The sequence below is a fragment of the Nocardia sp. NPDC051750 genome (assembly GCF_044453135.1).
Taxonomy (GTDB): Bacteria; Actinomycetota; Actinomycetes; order Mycobacteriales; family Mycobacteriaceae; genus Nocardia.
The window spans coordinates 456,835-474,985 of sequence record NZ_JBITCK010000007.1 but is presented as its reverse complement, the minus strand read 5'-3'; the positions used below and the strand labels follow the sequence as shown (position 1 = coordinate 474,985).

Annotated in this window: 16 protein-coding genes and 1 pseudogene; 8 read left to right on the top strand and 9 right to left on the bottom strand. The window is 68.3% G+C overall.

Annotated elements, in window-relative coordinates; genetic code table 11:
- Window positions 1–67: 67 nt before the first annotated feature.
- From ACIA75_RS30090 to cofD, 5 genes and pseudogenes are all read right to left on the bottom strand, one after another.
- Window positions 68–215 (bottom strand): annotated as a pseudogene (locus ACIA75_RS30090) (rubredoxin); the annotation flags it as partial.
- Between the two features lie 17 nt (window positions 216–232).
- Complete coding sequence (locus ACIA75_RS30085) at window positions 233–1,468, bottom strand: alkane 1-monooxygenase (protein ID WP_397109974.1); 1,236 nt, start codon at window positions 1,466–1,468, stop codon at window positions 233–235.
- Between the two features lie 239 nt (window positions 1,469–1,707).
- Window positions 1,708–2,226 carry an NUDIX hydrolase gene (locus ACIA75_RS30080; RefSeq protein ID WP_397109972.1) on the bottom strand — a complete coding sequence of 173 codons (519 nt, stop codon included), beginning with the start codon at window positions 2,224–2,226 and terminating at the stop codon, window positions 1,708–1,710.
- On the bottom strand, window positions 2,223–3,584 hold the full coding sequence (locus ACIA75_RS30075) for a coenzyme F420-0:L-glutamate ligase (RefSeq protein WP_397109970.1): 1,362 nt from the start codon (window positions 3,582–3,584) through the stop codon (window positions 2,223–2,225). Before ACIA75_RS30075 ends, ACIA75_RS30080 begins: the two co-directional genes overlap by 4 nt.
- Window positions 3,581–4,558, bottom strand: coding sequence for a 2-phospho-L-lactate transferase (gene cofD / locus ACIA75_RS30070; RefSeq protein WP_397110338.1), 978 nt, complete (start codon window positions 4,556–4,558; stop codon window positions 3,581–3,583). Before cofD ends, ACIA75_RS30075 begins: the two co-directional genes overlap by 4 nt.
- A 534-nt stretch (window positions 4,559–5,092) precedes the next feature.
- Between cofD and ACIA75_RS30065 the strand changes: the two genes are divergently transcribed.
- The 7 genes from ACIA75_RS30065 to ACIA75_RS30035 all read left to right on the top strand — a co-directional run bounded on the left by ACIA75_RS30065 (window position 5,093) and on the right by ACIA75_RS30035 (window position 11,804).
- Window positions 5,093–5,326 (top strand): WhiB family transcriptional regulator, encoded by a 234-nt coding sequence (locus ACIA75_RS30065; protein ID WP_033243613.1) that lies wholly within the window; start codon window positions 5,093–5,095, stop codon window positions 5,324–5,326.
- Between the two features lie 85 nt (window positions 5,327–5,411).
- On the top strand, window positions 5,412–5,891 hold the full coding sequence (locus ACIA75_RS30060; RefSeq protein ID WP_397109968.1) for a metallopeptidase family protein: 480 nt from the start codon (window positions 5,412–5,414) through the stop codon (window positions 5,889–5,891).
- A gap of 280 nt (window positions 5,892–6,171) precedes the next feature.
- The gene (locus ACIA75_RS30055) at window positions 6,172–6,546 is read left to right on the top strand and encodes a DUF3499 domain-containing protein (protein WP_397110336.1); all 375 of its coding nucleotides are present in this window, start codon (window positions 6,172–6,174) and stop codon (window positions 6,544–6,546) included.
- 127 nt (window positions 6,547–6,673) lie between these two features.
- Window positions 6,674–8,050, top strand: coding sequence for a phosphomannomutase/phosphoglucomutase (locus tag ACIA75_RS30050; RefSeq protein ID WP_397109966.1), 1,377 nt, complete (start codon window positions 6,674–6,676; stop codon window positions 8,048–8,050).
- A 111-nt stretch (window positions 8,051–8,161) separates the two neighbouring features.
- Window positions 8,162–9,361: a tobH protein gene (locus ACIA75_RS30045; protein ID WP_397109964.1), complete on the top strand. Its 1,200-nt coding sequence runs from the start codon at window positions 8,162–8,164 to the stop codon at window positions 9,359–9,361.
- Complete coding sequence (gene manA / locus ACIA75_RS30040; RefSeq protein ID WP_397109962.1) at window positions 9,361–10,572, top strand: mannose-6-phosphate isomerase, class I; 1,212 nt, start codon at window positions 9,361–9,363, stop codon at window positions 10,570–10,572. Before ACIA75_RS30045 ends, manA begins: the two co-directional genes overlap by 1 nt.
- A 305-nt stretch (window positions 10,573–10,877) precedes the next feature.
- Window positions 10,878–11,804, top strand: a complete 927-nt coding sequence (locus tag ACIA75_RS30035; RefSeq protein ID WP_397109960.1) for a cation diffusion facilitator family transporter — start codon at window positions 10,878–10,880, stop codon at window positions 11,802–11,804.
- Here the strand turns inward: ACIA75_RS30035 and ACIA75_RS30030 are convergent.
- The 4 genes from ACIA75_RS30030 to ACIA75_RS30015 form a co-directional block, all read right to left on the bottom strand.
- Window positions 11,801–13,264: a phytoene desaturase family protein gene (locus tag ACIA75_RS30030; RefSeq protein ID WP_397109958.1), complete on the bottom strand. Its 1,464-nt coding sequence runs from the start codon at window positions 13,262–13,264 to the stop codon at window positions 11,801–11,803. The genes ACIA75_RS30035 and ACIA75_RS30030 overlap by 4 nt on opposite strands.
- 226 nt (window positions 13,265–13,490) lie before the next feature.
- Complete coding sequence (locus tag ACIA75_RS30025) at window positions 13,491–14,786, bottom strand: cytochrome P450 (protein ID WP_397109956.1); 1,296 nt, start codon at window positions 14,784–14,786, stop codon at window positions 13,491–13,493.
- A gap of 112 nt (window positions 14,787–14,898) precedes the next feature.
- Window positions 14,899–15,618, bottom strand: a complete 720-nt coding sequence (locus tag ACIA75_RS30020; RefSeq protein ID WP_397109954.1) for a TIGR03089 family protein — start codon at window positions 15,616–15,618, stop codon at window positions 14,899–14,901.
- Between the two features lie 32 nt (window positions 15,619–15,650).
- Window positions 15,651–17,129 carry an LCP family protein gene (locus tag ACIA75_RS30015; protein ID WP_397109952.1) on the bottom strand — a complete coding sequence of 493 codons (1,479 nt, stop codon included), beginning with the start codon at window positions 17,127–17,129 and terminating at the stop codon, window positions 15,651–15,653.
- A gap of 150 nt (window positions 17,130–17,279) precedes the next feature.
- Between ACIA75_RS30015 and rfbD the strand changes: the two genes are divergently transcribed.
- On the top strand, window positions 17,280–18,149 hold the full coding sequence (rfbD, locus tag ACIA75_RS30010) for a dTDP-4-dehydrorhamnose reductase (RefSeq protein ID WP_397109950.1): 870 nt from the start codon (window positions 17,280–17,282) through the stop codon (window positions 18,147–18,149).
- The last annotated feature ends 2 nt before the right edge of the window (window positions 18,150–18,151 follow it).

The window sequence follows — 18,151 nt, the reverse complement described above, 5'->3', positions numbered from 1 at the left end:
TGGCCCGGAACAGCCCCGCTGCCGCGTCGGCACGCGTCAACGGCCCGGAGCGGGAAGCCTCAGGGGTTCGCTCGATCTCGACCACGAAGAAATCCGGCTCGGCGGCTCCGCAGTCCGGACAGGTCCAACTGTCGGGGATCCGCCCCACCGGATGCCGGGGCGGGGATACCGCCCTCGGGCCGGCCCTGGACCTCGTCGTAGCGGTACTCGCACACCGGACATCGCTACACGCTCACTCCGGCGCCCCCGCCCTGGCAGCCCCGTACCGCGCGAGCACCCTGCGCTGCACGGGCGGGTGGATATTGGCACGCATGATATCGCCGTCGTAGTGCGCCAGTACGCGTTTGTCCATGACTCGCCGCCACAGCGCCGGAAAATAGGCGAGCACGATCATGCCGGCGTATCCGGCGGGTAACGCCGGGGCCTGTTCCCAGCTGCGCAAGGCCTGGTAGCGACGGGTCGGAAAGGCGTGATGGTCGCTGTGCCGCTGAAGGTGGTAGAGGAAGATATTGGTCACCAGATGGTCGCTGTTCCAGCTGTGGGCCGGCGTGGGACGTTCGTAGCGTCCGGACGGGGTGCGCTGCCGAGCCAGCCCGTAGTGTTCCATATAGTTCACCGCCTCCAGCAGGCCGAAGCCGATGATCGCCTGTAGGAGCAGGTACGGCACCAGTTGCGGCCCGAACACCGCGACGAGTCCGGCGAACAGCACAGCGGTCAGCAACCAGGCGGTGAGCACGTCGTTGTGCCGACTCCACGGCCCGGAGCCCGTCCGCCGCAAGCGGGTGCGCTCCAGATCCCAGGCCGAGCGCAGGCCACCCCGGACCGACCGCGGGAAGAAGGCCCAGAAACTCTCCCCGAATCGGGCGCTGGCCGGGTCCTCCGGGGTGGCGACACGGACGTGGTGACCACGGTTGTGCTCGATGTAGAAGTGACCGTATGCGGTCTGCGCGAGCGCGATCCTGGACAGCCGGCGTTCCAGGCCCACCTTCTTGTGCCCGAGTTCGTGGGCCGTATTGATCCCGACCCCGCCGATAACCCCCAGCGTCACCGCCAATCCGATCTTGTCGACCAACTGGAGCCCGCCGTCGACCACGGGCAGGCGGACATTGTCGGCGGTGATCAGGAAGCAGGCCGTGACCAGGGTGGCGTACTGACACGGCAGATAGAGGTAGGTGAGGTACCGGTAGTACCTGTCGTTCTCCAACGCCGCCATGGCTTCCTCGGGGGGATTGGAACCGTCCGGCCCGAACAACAGATCGGCGAGCGGGACAACGATGTACAGCACGATCGGACCGAGCCAGAAGACAAGATGGACGAAGCCGGGCCGCCCCACAGCGTCGAGCACCAAGATCATCGGCAGACCGATTGTGAAGAGCCCGGTCGGCGCCAGCAGACCCCACAGCCACAGATACCGCCTGGGATCGCGCCAGGATTCGGGCGAAGTCGATTCATCGGACTCGGCAGACATCGCTGTCTCACTTCTAGTAGGGCTCGGCAGGCATCGCCGCTGTCTCACTTCCGCACACCGGCGCGCTCTACTGCGCGCAACACTCTTTCGACGGTAAGCGTGAGAAGGCCCCGAAGTGGACACGTTTATGAGTTCGGTAAAGAAGGGATTCGCGTTGACGCATACGTTATGCGACCGCGGGGCATACCGGCCGCGACCGAGCCCGCTGCCCGACCGCAAGCGGCCGGGCAGCGCGAGCGTCAGCGGATCAGGACATCGGCATCCGCGGGGAGCGCGTCCACCGGCCACCACCGCAGATCGGTGGATTCCGCGCTGCGCACCGGTACCGCACCCGGCGGAGCGGTGATCCGGAACAGCAGATCCAGATGACGTGTCGGCTTGCCGAGCGAGCAGGTGATCGGATGCGCCTGGGCACCATAGAGTTCCGGTTCCAGCCGCAGCTCCGCGATACCGGATTCCTCGGTGGCCTCACGCAGCGCCGCCGCGGCCACCGTCGCGTCGGTGGCCTCGCAGTGCCCGCCGAGCTGGATCCAACGACCCACCCGGGGGTGCAGGGTCAACAGCACCTCCCGCCCGTCCGACGAGAAGACCACCGCCGATGCGGTGATATGGCCGGGTTCGTGCTCACGCAGACAGCCACGCGGCGCCGAACCCAGGAATGCCAGCATCGCTTCCCGCAGCGAGGCTTCGGGGCCGGCGTCCGGTTTCCACGCGGTGAGCAGTTCGGTCGCCGAGGCATGCAGCGATTCGGCGGTCACAGCTCCACCAGGCCCGCGGCCGGATCAGCCGGCACACGCGGCGTCAACTCCTCGGCGGGGTGGCCGATCGCGATGGCTCCCAGCGGGTTCCAGTCGCCGTCGAGGCCGAGCACCTCACGGGTGACCTCGGGCGCGAAGATTGTCGAACCGATCCAGCAGCTGCCGAGACCCTCGGTCGCCAAGGCGACCAGCAGCCCCTGGACCGCCGCACCGACAGCGACGGTGAACATGGTCTGTTCGGCGGCCCGGCGACGATCGTCCGGATAGTCGTGTGCCCCGTCGGGCACACCGCACGGAATGATCACTTCCGGGGCGTCGAACAGGATGCGGCCGCGGTTCACCCGCCGCTCCACCCGCTCGGGGTCCAGACCGTCCGCGGTGAGGTCGGCCCGCCACTGTCCGGCCATCGCCGTGAGCAGCCGTTCCCGGCGCACCCGATCACGCAGCCAGACGAAACGCACCGGACGCGTGTGGTGCGGCGCGGGCGCGGTCAGCGCCACCGCGGTCGCGGCTCTGATCCGTTCCGGATCGACCGGAGCGGGGGCGAAACTACGGACCGAGCGCCGCAGCAGCACCGCCTCCTCGCGGCCCCGCTGGATGGCCTCGGCCGTACCGAGCCAGAACAGATCGTCGGTTCCCGCCCGGACCAGATCGGCCGCGCTGGAACCGTTGTCGGTGACCGTGAGTCCACGCACCACGGCAATCGGTACGCCGCCCAGCTTGCCCTTCACCAGATCCGCCGCGGCGGCCAGCTCGTCCGCGATCGCCACCTGCGTGACCTGCAACTCGTTGCCCTGACCATCCACGGAACCCGAATAGTCGTGCAGCACACGCAGTCCCGCGGAGCCGATGGCGATATCGGTCTGCCCGTTGCGCCAGGCGCGCCCCATCGTGTCGGTGATCACCACTGCCGTATTCACACCGAGGCGGGTCGCCAGTGCCGAGCGCAGACCCTTCGCGCTGCCGTCCGGATCGGCCGGGAGCAGCACCAGTTCGTCACGCTCCACATTGGATCCGTCCACCCCGGACGCGGCCTGCACGATACCGAGCCGGTTCTCGGTGATCAGCGTGCGACCGCGGCGGGCCACCACGCGAACCGCTTCCTGTTCCACCAGCTGCCGCCGGGCGATATCGCGCTGGTCCGGATCCCTGGGCGCGGCCACGATCCGCCCCTCGGCCTTGGCGACGATCTTGCTGGTAACCACCAGCACATCCCCGTCCGCCAGCCACGGGGCGCGGGCGGCGATATGTTCGGCGAGGTCGTCGCCGGGCCGGAATTCGGGTAATCCGGTGATAGGAAATATCTCTAATTGCGCGGCGGCGTGATCGGCAATTACCTCGGGAAACGACTCCGTCACAGCTTCACTCCTGCCAGATCGAGCGCGGCACGCACCATTTCGGCCGTCGTCGGCGGGTCCGTCATCAACAGCGGAACGCTGCGCACCTCGACACCGGGTACCTCGGCGGTGTCGGTGGTGTGGGTCAGCCAGCCGTCGAGAATGCCGGTGGCCGAACGGGATCCGTAGTGGCGACCCACGGCCTCGGCGGTGGTCTCCACCCCGATCACCGACAGGCATTCGTCGGCCATCCCCCGCAAGGGCTTTCCGTCGATCACCGGCGACACCCCGATCACGGGTGCCGCCGTGGTACGCAACGCACCCCGGATTCCCGGGACCGCCAAGATCGATCCGACGCTGACAACCGGGTTCGAGGGAGCCAGTAATACAACATCTGCATCGGCTATGAGTTCAGTCACATTCGGTGCCGGTTTGGCGTCATCCGCTCCGATTGTGGCGAATCCGTGAGTTCGGACGTCGGCGCGGTAGCGAACCCACCACTCCTGAAAATGAATCGCGCGGCGTTCGCTGGGGTCGTCCGAGTCGCTGATAACAACATGCGTTTCGCAGCGATCGTCGGTTGCCGGGACAAGTTCGACGCCCGGTTGCCAGCGTTTGCACAGCGCCTCGGTAACCGCCGAGAGCGGATAGCCGGCACGCAACATTTCGGTGCGAACCAGGTGTGTGGCGATATCCCGATCCCCCAGACCGAACCAGTCCGGTTGGGCGTGATATTTCGCCAACTCTTCCTTCGCGTGCCAGGTTTCCCCGAGCCGGCCCCAGCCGCGCTCCGGGTCGATTCCGCCACCGAGCGTATACATGCAGGTATCGAGGTCGGGGCAAATTCTCAGCCCGTGCATCCAGACGTCATCGCCCACATTGACGATGGCCGAAACCTTCGCTTCGGGCAGCAGCTCCCGGACGCCCAGCAGGAACCGCGCGCCACCGACTCCGCCGACCAGGACGGCGATACGGGGACCATTGGCGGGCCCGATGTCCGCTTGTTGTGAAGTCACATCTGTACACCCTATGCCGCTCCGGAAATGGTGCGTCTTCCGCTATATTTGCCGCTCATTTGCTATTCGGGTCACAAGATCGACTCGGAATGCCGCGCGGGATAGTAACGGAATAGTGACGGTGGCTTGACCATCACACCTGGCGGCGTGTCTAATCACAGACATGTCATTCCGGACCGCGCGGGAAGTACAAGGCGCGAACGGAAATTCGAACAGATGTTCGAATTCGAATGACGGGCTCGGGGAAGTCCGCGAGACAACATCGCGGAGTTAGGCCGTCGATTATGCGTATGGATCGACGGAAAGAAATCATTCTGCGCTAACACACAGTGAGGAGGCGGAGCGATGGCCGAAGAACTGGCCCCGGCCGGCATTCCGGTGGGTGTATCGCGAACCGATTCCACAGCAGGCGCAGCACGAAGCGTCGCTGCTGACAACGGCTGGACCGATCACGATCGGAGTGAGCGAGAATCGACTCCCCGGCTCAGCCTGATCGTGACCGGTTTCGACGAAATGTTCGACTCCATCGAAGAACAATGGCAGGAGCGCGCACTCTGCGCGGAGACCGACCCGGAGGCCTTCTTCCCGGAGAAGGGTGGCTCCACCCGCGAGGCCAAGCGCATCTGCATGGGGTGCGAGGTCCGCGACGAATGCCTGGAATACGCGCTCGCACACGACGAGCGGTTCGGAATCTGGGGCGGCCTGTCGGAGCGGGAGCGCCGGCGCCTCAAGCGCGGTATCGGCTGACGACACCGCTCGCGTCGGTGCGCCCCGGAGCAGGTAGCCGGGGCGGGCCGTCGCGATCGGTGGCCGGTGACTAACGTTCGAATACATGGCACGATCCCGCAACCACACACCGCCGACCGCCCGGTCGGTCAGCCGCCGGGGCCGCGGTGTGCGCGGGCCCATGCTGCCGCCCACCGTCCCGGCCTGGCGTACCCGCGGCCAGAAATTCGACCGGCTCGTCCTGGAGGCGTTCGCGCCGCTGGACACCCGCTGGCACGATCGCCTCACCAAACTGGATATCGCTGTCGACGATGTCCCGAAAATCCGCCCCCTGCACCCGGATTCGGTCACCTGGCCGGACGAGGTGGTGGCGGACGGCCCGGTACCGCTGTCCCGGCTCATCCCGGCCGGGGTCGACCGGCACGGCACTCCTATCCGCGCCCGGGTGGTGCTCTTCCGCAAACCACTCGAGCTACGCGCCGGCGATCCGGACGATCTGGTGGACTTGCTACGCGAAGTACTGGTACAGCAGATCGCCACCTACCTCGGAGTCGACCCCGACGTAATAGACCCCGAACCGGAATAACCGGTCCCCACCCCTCCCCCGAACCTACGAACCCCACGGTCGACGTCAGCCGGATCCCCCGGCCAAACATTCTGTGGCGGGGCCCGCCCCCCGACCTGGAGCGACGGAGCGGGGGAGCGAAGCGGAGGAGTGCAGGGGTTGACAGGCCCCGCCATCTCGAGGCGCGGAGCGCCTCCATAGATACAGATCACACCCCGACGCGCCGTGCACAACCGGATCCGTAAGCGTGTCTGCCCCACCCGGGCGCACCCGGCGGGTTACTCTCATCGACGTGATCTCCATGCGTCGTTGCTGCCGACCCGGCTGCAAGAATCCGGCCGTCGCGACGCTGACCTATGTTTACTCCGACTCCACCGCTGTGGTGGGTCCGCTGGCGACGGTAGCCGAACCCCATTCCTGGGACCTCTGCGCCACGCACGCCTCCCGGATCACCGCCCCCAAGGGCTGGGACATGGTCCGGCACGAAGGCGGTTTCGCCACCAGCCCCGACGACGACGACCTCACGGCACTGGCCGAGGCGGTGCGCGAGGCGGGCCTACGCCGCCGCCCGCCGGAACCGGAGCAGCGCGGCTACCGCGAGCACAATCCGCCCCCGCGGCCCACGCGCACGGGACGTCGTGGGCATCTGCGGGTTCTCCCCGATCCCCCCAGCTGAGCCGAGCCGCCTGCGGCGCCGATCCGTCGCCCGGTCGCCGGCGCGCGGAACCGCGAAGGTTGCGGGATAGGCGCGTTCGGCCAGACGGTCGGGACTGCTCCCGAACGGACCTACTAGGGTAGGCGCTATGACAGTCGCCCGCTCTGCCGAGTCTGTGAACGCGGTGATCAAGGCCTACGACATCCGTGGTGTGGTCGGAGACCAGCTCGATACCGATTTCGTCCGGGATACCGGCTCGGCGTTCGCCCGGCTCATGCGGGGCGAAGGCGCGGGGCGCATCGTCATCGGTCACGATATGCGGGCCTCGTCACCGCAGCTGGTGGCCGCGTTTGCCGAGGGCGTGCTGGCGCAGGGCCTGGATGTGGTGCAGATCGGCCTCGCCTCCACCGATCAGCTGTATTTCGCTTCGGGCACCCTCGACTGCCCGGGTGCGATGTTCACCGCCAGCCACAACCCCGCGCGCTACAACGGCATCAAACTCTGCCGGCCCCGGGCGCTGCCGGTGGGCCAGGACACCGGCCTCGCGGTGATCGCCGCGGAGATCGCCGCGGGCGTGCCGGGCTACGACGGGCAACCCGGTACCGCCACGGAAACCGATCTACTCGACGACTATGCGGCGTTCCTGCGCGACCTGGTGAACCTGGACGATATCCGCCCGCTGACCGTGGCGGTGGACGCCGGTAACGGGATGGGCGGGCATACCGTTCCCGCTGTGCTCGGGGCACTGCCCCAGGTGAAGATCGTGCCGCTGTACTTCGACCTGGACGGTTCCTTCCCGAACCACGAGGCCAACCCGCTCGATCCGGCGAACCTGGTCGATCTGCAGAAACTGGTCCGCGAGTCCGGCGCCGATATCGGGCTGGCCTTCGACGGTGACGCCGACCGCTGCTTCGTGGTCGACGAACAGGGCGACCCGGTCTCGCCCTCGGCGATCACGGCCCTGGTCGCCGAACGCGAGCTGGGTGCGGAGCCCGGCGCCACGATCATCCACAACCTGATCACCTCGCGGTCGGTACCGGAACTGGTGACCGAACTGGGCGGTAACGCGGTGCGGTCCCGGGTCGGGCATTCGTTCATCAAACAGCTCATGGCCGATACCGGCGCGGTATTCGGCGGGGAACATTCCGCGCACTACTACTTCCGGGATTTCTGGGGCGCCGATTCCGGGATGCTGGCCGCGCTGCACGTCCTGGCCGCGCTGGGTGAGAAAGACCGGCCGATCTCGGAACTGATGGGCTCCTATACCGGGTACGCGGCCTCCGGCGAGATCAACTCGACCGTCGCCGACGCCGGTGAGCGCACCGACGCGGTGCTCGACGCGTTCACCGGCCGCGCGGTCGCGGTGGACCGGCTCGACGGGGTCACGGTGCAGCTGACCGACGATGCGTGGTTCAACCTCCGCGCCTCCAATACCGAACCGCTACTACGGCTCAACGTCGAAGCCCGTACACCGGAGGAAGTAGACGCACTCGTGACCGAGATTCTGCGCATCGTCCGCGCCTGACTGGAATAGTGGAAATACACACCGTGGATTCGCCCGTTCCAGGCCCGGTGTCCACGACCCGGGCGGTGGCGGCGACCGATAACAGCGCGATGAGGGGAGGTGCCACGCCCGATGATCGCTGATACCCCGGTACTCGATCTGGACGATGCCGCAATGCTCGAGGCCGCCGATACCGGCGGCGCCCTTCGATCCGCCGCATCCGGTGGCGCCCAGGTGCGGGCGACCGCGGCGGCCGTGGCCGAGAACGCACTCGGCCGGCTGAGCGGTCTGCGCCCACGCAGCCTACTGTTCGTTTCCGGTCCGGGCCGGGCCAGCCGCGCGGCCGGCCTGCTGGTGGCCGCGCTCGGCGACCGGGCCGGACTACCGCTGGTCCCGGTCACCACGGTGCCGTCCTGGGCGGGCCCCCTGGATGTGGTGCTGGTCAGCGGTGACGATGCCGGCGACCCCCGGCTCATCGACGCGGTGGACCGGGCCGTGCGCCGCGGCGCGGAAGTGGTCGTGGCGGCGCCGAACGAAGGTCCGCTGCGCGCGGCGGCGGCCGGGCGGGCTGCCCTGCTGGAGCCGCGCGTCCCGGTCCTGGACGACAATCGGCTCCTGCGCTACCTCGGGGCCGGGATCGCGGTGCTGCGGGCGATCGACTCCACCCGCGGATCGGCCGAACTGCCCGACCTCGCCGAGCTGGCCGATATGCTCGACACCGAGGCGCTGCGCGACGGTCCGCAGCACGAGGTGTTCCACAATCCCGCCAAGAACCTGGCCGCCCGCACCCAGCAGCGCGGGCTGATCCTCACCGGCGATACCGCCGCGACCACCGAACTGGCGGTCCATGCCGCGGAGGTACTCCTGCAATCGGCGGGCCGTACCGCCACCGCGGTGGACCTGGCCGTGGCGGTCGCCGCGCTACCGCAACTGGTGGACACCGCCACCGCGGCCGCCCCGGACTACGATCCGCTGTTCCACGACGAACAGCTGGACGGTCCGCCACCGGTCGAGAAGAAGCGGATCTTCTTGTGCAGCACCGATTCCGATACGCCCGCCGCGCGTCGCAAACTCGCGCTATTCGGTGGCGCCGGTGGCGGAACGGTCGACGCCGACCTGGTGACGGCCGATATCGAAATGGTTCCCGCGGACCCGTCGCGCGCCGCCGCGGCCGAACCCGCACCCGAGCCGTCCCCTCGGGCCGGCGCGGAGCTGGAACGTCTCGCCGTGCTGGCGCTGCGCTGGGAGATGACGGCCGCGTACCTGCGGCTCATCGGCGGCCGGGCGGTCGCGGTGGGCGACCCCGGCAGTTACGACGGGGGACACTACTAGTGCACGAACTCGTGGGTGCGCTGCGCTCGTATGCCTGGGGCTCGCGCACCGCGCTCGCCGAACTGTGCGGCCGCCCGGTCCCTTCCGCCCATCCGGAAGCAGAACTCTGGTTCGGTGCCCACCCTGCCGACCCAGCTCATATTCGCACCGGCGACGAGAAACGCTCCCTGCTCGAGGTGGTCTCGGCCCAGCCCGAGCGCGAACTGGGCGCCGCCGCGGCACGATTCGACGACCGATTGCCGTTCCTGCTGAAGATTCTGGCCGCCGAGGAACCCCTCTCCCTACAGGCGCATCCGAGCGCGGAACAGGCGGCCGCGGGATTCGCCCGCGAGAACCGCAAGCAGGTCCCCCTCGATTCGCCCATGCGCAACTACCGCGACGACAGCCACAAACCCGAACTGGTCGTCGCACTGGAACGATTCGAGGCACTCGCCGGTTTCCGTGACCCGCTGCGCACGGTGGAATTGTTCCGCGAACTGGACGTCGCCGAACTCGGCAACTACGCGGACCTGCTGGCCGCGCAACCGGATTCCGACGGCCTCCGCACGCTGTTCACCAGCTGGATCACCCTGCCGCCCACCGTGCTGGACGCGGTGCTGCCCGCGGTACTGGACGGCTGCGTGCGCTACCTGTTCAATACGAAACGCGAATTCGCGGCCGAGGCGCAAACCACTCTGGAACTCGCCGAGGCCTACCCGGGCGACGCGGGCGTGCTGGCGGCACTGCTGCTGAACCGGATCACCCTGCAACCCGGCCAGGGCCTGTTCCTGGCCGCCGGGAATCTGCACGCCTATCTGCGCGGGGTGGCGGTGGAGATCATGGCGAACTCGGACAATGTGCTGCGCGGTGGACTCACTCCCAAACACGTCGACGTGCCGGAATTGCTGAAAGTGCTGGATTTCGAACCCATCGACCTGCCCCTGGTCCTTCCGCAACCAGCCGGCGACGGGTCCGTGCGCTACCCCACCCCCGCACCGGAATTCGCCCTCCGCCGCTTCGACCTCACCGCGGGATCCGCGCTGGTTCCCCTCACCGATGCGGGCCCGGGAATCGTCCTGTGCACCGCCGGCTCGGCCCGCCTCCTGGACGGGTCCTCGGAAGTACACCTCGACCGCGGCACCGCGGCCTGGATCTCGGCCACCGACACCGATATCCGCGCCCAGGCCGCCGATGGCCCCACTACCCTCTTCTGTGCCTGCTTAGGAGAGTAGGAGTAGCGATTCGGCTCGGCAGAGGCCGGAAGTGCCGGAGTTTTCGCGGTCCTGCGCATCCGGCGCGCCGAAAACACAACGTTTACAATGCTGTGGGCCTGCCAGGGTCTTCCTTCTTCCGACCTGCGCGCGCTCCCTCCGGCCCCAGTGAGATGGTGGGCCTTCGGTGGTTTGGTTCGGGGCCCGTCTCGGATCTGGACTGACGGAGCGGGGGAGCGAAGCGGAGGAGCGGCGGAGTGAAGATTCGAGACACGAGGGGGCCCCGAACCCGCGCGCGCCAGCGCGCCGAAAACACAGGTGGGCAGATGTCGGCTGGTGGAAGTAAGAAGGCAATCCTTGCCGCGTTGACGGCGAATGCCGGGATCGCGGCGGCGAAATTCGTGGGTGCGGCGATCACCGGCTCGGCCTCGATGCTCGCCGAGGGTGTGCACTCGGTCGCCGATACCGCGAACCAGGGGTTGCTGTTGTTCGGGCAGAACCGGGCCCAGCAGGAAGCCGACGAACTGCATCCGTTCGGGTACGGGCGCAGCCGCTACTTCTATTCGTTCGTGGTGGCGCTGGTGTTGTTCACGCTGGGTTCCGTGTACGCCCTGTACGAGGGCATCCACAAGGTGCAGCACCCCGAGGAACTGAACTCGCCGATCGTGGCCGTCGTGATCCTGGTGATCGCCATCGGACTGGAGACCTACAGTTTCATCACCGCGGTCAGGGAATCGAAACCGCTCAAGGGCCGGGCGAGCTGGTGGCAGTTCATCCGTAATTCACGGAGCCCGGAGCTGCCCGTGGTGCTGTTGGAGGATACCGGGGCGCTGATCGGGCTCGTACTGGCGCTGGGCGGTGTCGGGCTGACCATGCTCACCGGTGATCCGGTGTGGGACGGTGTCGGAACCCTGGCCATCGGCGCGCTGCTCGGGATCATCGCGATCATCCTGATCATCGAGATGCACAGCCTGCTGATCGGTGAGGGCGCGACCGCGGACGAGGACCGGGCGATCCGCGAAAACGTCGCCGACGGTACGACCATCGATCGCCTCATCCATATGAAGACCCAGTACATCGGCCCGGAGGAGTTGCTGGTGGCGGCCAAGGTCGCGGTGGTGCCGGGGCTGGATATCGCGCAGATCGCGGCGGGTATCGACGAGGCGGAGAGCCGCATCCGGGCCGCCGTACCGACGGCCCGGGTCATCTACCTGGAACCGGACCTGTACCGGGAGTCCGCGACGAAGGTCTAGCGGTCCGCGGCGGTCGCGGCGACCAGATCGAAGGGGTCCGTGCGGTTACCGAAGACGGTGCGCAGCGCATGCGCCGCGGCATGGGTACCGGCCATCCCGTGCACCCCGCCACCCGGTGGGGTGGCCGACGAGCACAGATAGACGCCGGGCAGCCCCGTGCTGTACGGGTTCCAGCGGGGCGCCGGCCGGAAGACCGTCTGCCACACGGTCATCGCACCGGCATTGATATCCCCGCCCACGTAATTCGCGTTGTATGCGGGCATATCGGCGGCGGTGCGGACGTGTTTCGCGAGGATCAGATCGCGGAACCCGGGCGCGAAGCGTTCGATCTGACCCACCATCAGATCGCTGATATCTCGATCGGAGCCGTGCGGGACATGACCGTAGGCGTACAGCGTGTGCTGTCCCGCCGGGGCTCGGGTGGGGTCGACGACCCCGGGCTGGATGACCAGCGTGTACGGACGATCGGTGTGTACCCCCGCGGCGACCGCGTGTTCGGCGGCCAAGGCCTCGGCGCGACTACCGACCAGGTGCAGGGTCCCCGCCTCGGCGCACCCCGGCGCCTGCCACGGCACCGGACCGGACAGCGCGAAATCGACCTTGCAGGCACCCGCGCCGTACCGGACTCGTTCGAGCCGGCGGCGATAACCGGCCGGGAGACCGTCGCCGGCGATGCGCACGAGTTCGGCCGGGGAGGTGTCGCACAGGATCGCCCGGGTGTCACCGAGCTCGGCCAGCGAGTCCACCCGATGCCCGGTGATCACTCGCCCGCCACGCCGGCGCAGTTCCGCGGCGAGCGCGTCCACGATCGCCTGGCTGCCGCCGCGCGGTACCGGCCAGCCGCCGACATGCCCCAGGGTGGCCAGCAGCAACCCGGCCCCGACGGCCGGCAGGGCCCGCGGCGGGGTGATGACATGCGTGGCGACCCCGGTGAACAATGCCGGGGCGACCTGTCCCGAGAACCGGGTGTTCCACAGGGGTGACGCCTGCTCCAGCAGCCGGAGCCCGAACCGGATCGCCGCCGGTGAGATCGGAACATGCCGCATATCGGACATGGCGGTGTCCACCACCGCCGGCCAGTCGCGGACCAGTGGTGCGAACAGTCCGCGCCACGCCTTCCCGTCACGACCCAATTCGTCCACGGTCCGGTCCAGGTCCCGCCACGCCACCCCCGCGACCCCCGAATCGAGCGGGTGCGCGTAGGAAGCGGCCGGGGCGAGCAGTTCCACCCCGTGCGCTGCCAGGTCGAACGCGCGGAAGAACGGGGAGGCGTAGGCCATGGGATGCGCGCCGGCGCAGATATCGTGCCGGAACCCCGGAAGCGTCACTTCCGAGGTCCGGCACCCACCCCCCAGCGTCTCCCCCGCCTCGTACACCTCGACCTCGAGCCCGGCCCCGGCCATCATCACCGCCGCCGCAAGCCCGTTGGGCCCGGATCCAACTACCGCAACATCAGCCACGCTGTGTATTATGGCGCGCCTCCGGCGCGCGGGGTTTTGTCCCCCCTTGGCGTCGCCGTTCAGCCCTCGAGACTCGCGGCTGCGCCGCATGCGCTACGAGGACTGAACGGCGACGCGGGCCAAAACCTCCAAGGCCTCGCTGAACTCGGCGCCACCGTGGGCACGGTCGGCAGGAATGTCACGTCGGACGGTACTGCCTTGATCGAGGCCGCCAGAGCCAGCGCAATCAGACTCTGGTGCGGACTCGCGGGCCGGTGTGGACCGGGAGGTGGGAGTAACCGTGGAGGGTGAACAAGGGGCGGCGGGTGGGTGGAGCGGTGAGGCGCAGGTCGGGGAATGTTTCCAGGAGGGCGCGCAGGGCGTGGACGGCTTCCATACGGGCCAGGCCGGCGCCGAGGCAGACGTGGATTCCGCTGCTGAAACCCAGGTGGTTCTTGGCATTTTCCCGGGTGATATCGAAACGGGCCGGGTCGGGGAACACCGCGGGATCACGATTCGCGCCGGCCAGGGAGAGGACCACCGTGGAGCCTGCGCGGAGGCGGCGGCCCGCGATCTCGAGGTCGGTGCGCGCGGTCCGGGCGGTGGTCTGCACCGGTGCGTCGATGCGCAGGATTTCTTCGACCGCGTTCGGCCAGAGGTCCGGTTCGGCGCGGAGACGGTCCAGCTGGTCCGGGTGGTTCAGCAGCCAGATGATGCCCTTGCCGATGAGGTTGACGGTGGTTTCGAATCCCGCACCCATGAGCAGGGTGGCCGACGCGCACAGTTCGTAGGTGGACAGCTCGCCCGCGGTGACGAGGCTGCTGAGGATGTCGTCGCCGGGCTCGGCGCGGAGTCGCTCGATATGGTCCAGCAGGTACCGGTGGACCCGTTCGGAGGATTCCATCGCCCGGCTGTGCGCCTGCCAGGAGATTCCGAGGTCGAGCAGCGGGCTGATGTCGTCGCCCCAGTGCAGGAACATCTCGCGATCGGCGTCCGGGAAGCCGAGCATCTCGGAGATGATGGCGATCGGGACCTGGGCCGCGAATTCGGTGACCAGATCGGCGGGCCCGTTATCGGGTAGAGCGGCGAGGAGTTCGTCGGTGACCGTGGTGACCCGGTCCCGTAGCCGGGCGACCGCGCGCGGGGTGAAGGCCGCGGCCACGGGTTTACGCATCCGCGTGTGTTCCGGCTGGTCGATCATCAGCATGGACGGCGGGTCCACCGGGTTGGGCGGGACCGGCCACCGTTCCAGCGCCCGCTGTGCCTTGTCCGGCAGGCGGAGCACATTCGGCATACCGGTACCGAAACGGTTGTCCCGCAGGATTTCCCGGCACAGGTCGTGGTCGAAGGTAACCCAGACGGGCGGCACCCGATGCAGTCCTCCGGCGCCGCGCAGCTCTTCGATCAGCGCATACGGATTCTCGATACCTTCCGGCCCGCCGTTGAGCCGGGCGAACAGATCGCCCCGGCGCAACTTCACCTGCTTCGCCGCCCGAATCAGCCCGTGATTGTTGACCCACCGGTACACGTATTGCGGTTTCATCCGACCCCTCCGTGGTTGCGCCATCGCCTCGCCGTCGACGCTACGCACTGCGCCGCCGCGGCGGAACCTGCCGGAGTCGGACTTCGCCCACCTACCGTGGTAGGACAACCGGTCAGAGAATCAGGGTGACCCGTTCGGTCTCGACGCGCCGATCCCGCAGCGCCGGATCGGGTTCGGTCACCTGCACCAGCGAGGCACCCGCGACGAGCACCGCGAGGTAGCGGTCGATCAGTTCCTCGGCGGTATCCCAGCTGCCGCTGGACAGGACCCGGTCGGTTTCCGAGAATCCTTGCCGCGCCGCCGATTTCCGGGCCGCGGTGAGAACCTCCGGCACCGGCATACCGTCCAGCGCGGCACCCGCACCGCCGGGGCGGAATTGGTCGCCGTGGACCCGGACCGCGGTCGCGTAGTCGGTGACGCCGATCGGCAGATCGCGCACCGGCGCACCCATCGGGTCCAGGGACAGCGCCGCGACCTCGGGGGCATCCTCGGTTTCGGCCAGCCGGTCGGCGGCGGCGAAGACCAGTTCCGCGTCGGGATCCGGTTGCAATACCACCTCGGTTCCGGCCCACCAGCAGCCGAGCAGGACCGCCGCGGTCTGCCAGTGGGCGGGCAGCAGTACCGCGACCCGGGCGCCGGGGGTGAGCCCGAATTCGTCGCGGATGAGATTGCCGGTTTTGGCGGCCCAGTTCGCCAGCGTCAGACCGGAGAGCTCGATACGCGCGCCGGTCGCGTCGTCGTACCAGGTGATCCGGGGTGCGGCGGGTTCGCGTTCCAGAATCGGCTCGAGCACCGCTTCGGGGAGGGTCGTGGCCTGGTCTACGTCGCGCATCGTCTGCTTTCTGCGTCCAATTCACACAGGGTTCAGTTCACACAGGTGGGTCCGTCTCCGGCCGCCGCGATGGGCGGCGCGGGCGGCACCGGGGTGGCCGATGTCGACGATTCGCCGAAATCGATCACATCCTCGCTACCGGATCCGGGGCCAGCGTAGTCGCTCGCCAGCACGACGCTCACCGTCCCCGCCGCGACCGAGGGATCCGAGACGACCGGGAGGCCACCGAGCGATACGGCGACCGCCGCGGCACCCGGATCCGAACTCGACGCGGCAAGCACCTGACTCTGCGACACCGGGTCATCCGGATAGTTACCCACCTCGCCCTGGACATAACCGAGTGCCGTGAGTTCCCCCGATACGGATCCGGCCAGGCCGGCGACCGAACTGGAGTTGTAGACGTTCACCTCCACCGTTCCCGCGTCGATGTCCGGCGCCGCGGTGGTAGCGCTCGATTCGGCGGTGGCGGGTTCTTCGCCGACCAGCCCGGCGACGTAATCCCGCACCTCGTCGGGTTCGACCCGGACCACGGACTCCCCGTTGGTGGTGGTGCCGTTGAGGTCGGCGACCGGAATGGTTTCGAAAGTGACGTTCCCGGCGGTGAGATCCTGGAGCTGGTTCAGGAACCCCAGCAGGTCCCAGTCCTCGTCGAGTACGACGGTGCGGCCGACCGCGTCACTGAGTTCGCGCAGCCGGCTCGGGTTGCTCAGCGTATCGGCGCTGATCACCTGGTGCACGAGCTGGGCCATGAACACCTGCTGACGGACGATGCGGTCCAGATCGCCGCGTTCGAGGTTGTGCCGCTGCCGGACGAAACTCAAGGCTTGCGGTCCGTCCAGTTTCTGGCGGCCGGCGGGGAAATACGCACCGGACAGCGGTTCGTCGACCGGGTTCCGCAGGCAGACGTCCACACCGCCGACCGCATCGGTGAGCAGGACGAACCCGAGGAGGCTGACCTCGGCGTAATGGTCGACGGTAATCCCGGTGAGTCCGGCCACGGATCGAATCAGGGCCTGCCGGCCGCGCTGGGTGGATTTCTCCTCGGCCTCCTCCGGCGTGGCACCGTCGGCGAGCAAATCGTCCTGCACGGTCTGTTTGGTGATGCCGTAGGCAGAGTTGATCTTGCCCTTGTTCATCCCGGGAATATCTACGTAGGCATCGCGGGGAATCGAGATCGCGGTGGCCGAACTACCGTCGTTGGGTACCCGCACCAGCACGACGGTGTCGGTATTGGTGCCGATCTCGTCACCCGCGTGCAGCATCGCACGTTCGGCGTCGCTGAGCGGATCACCCTTGGCATCGGTGCGTGAATCCACGCCCACGAGCAGAATGTCCACCGCACCGTCGCGCTGGCCACCGCCCAGGCCCAGATCGGTGATCCGCTCGATATTCGACACCAGCGAATCCACCCCGCGCCAGGCGAATCCGGTACCCACCAGCACAATCAGAGCAACCGACGCGACGAACACCCGCACCGGACTCCACAACGTCGGCTCCCCACGCTGCGCCACCTTTGAACTTCCTCTCCCCTGTACGGATCGGTCGAGGACCCCGATCCACTTCGCGTATGCCGTCGAAACACCTTCCGCACCACGCAGGCTAACCAACGGCAGCCCTACTGACACCGATTCGGCGAATCGACGGCGTGCCAGACTGGGCCGGTGAACGATGTAGTACCACCCGGCACCGACCTCACCGCCCGGCTCGTGATCACCGGGGCCGGCGGGCAGGTCGGCCGGGAACTGCTCCGGCTGGCGCCCGCCGCCCGCGCCTATCCGCGATCCCTGCTGGACATCACCGACCCGGCAGCCGTGGAATCGGCACTGCGGCCGGGCGATATCGTCATCAATTGTGCCGCCTTCACCGCGGTCGACCGGGCCGAATCGGAACCCGAGGCGGCCTTCGCGGGTAACGCGACCGGTCCGGCCGTCCTGGCGGCGGCCTGTGCCCGGAGCGGTGCCCGGCTCATCCACCTCTCCACCGACTATGTGTTCCCCGGCACCGGGACCGCCCCGTACGAACCCGGCGACCCGACCGGCCCAACCACCGTCTACGGCCGCTCCAAACTGGCCGGAGAACTTGCCGTCCGGGAGAACAGCCCGCACGCGCAGATCGTCCGGACAGCCTGGGTGTACCGGGGCACCGACGGCGATTTCGTCGCCACCATGCGCCGGCTGGAACGCGAACGCGACACCGTGAACGTCGTCACCGACCAGATCGGCTCCCCCACCTACGCCGCCGACCTCGCCGCCGGGCTGCTCGAACTCGCGCATCACCCCGATCCCCCCGCGGTACTGCACGCCACGAATTCGGGCCGGGCGAGCTGGTTCGACCTGGCGCGCGCGGTTTTCGCCGGTATCGGCGCCGATCCCGGGCGCGTGCGACCGTGCACCTCCGCCGAGTTCCCCCGGCCCGCGCCCCGGCCCGCCTTCTCCGTGCTCTCCGGCGCGACCTGGCAGAACGCGGGCCTGACACCGTTACGCCCCTGGGAATCCGCACTGACCGAGGCACTGACCGGCCCCGCGCATTAGGG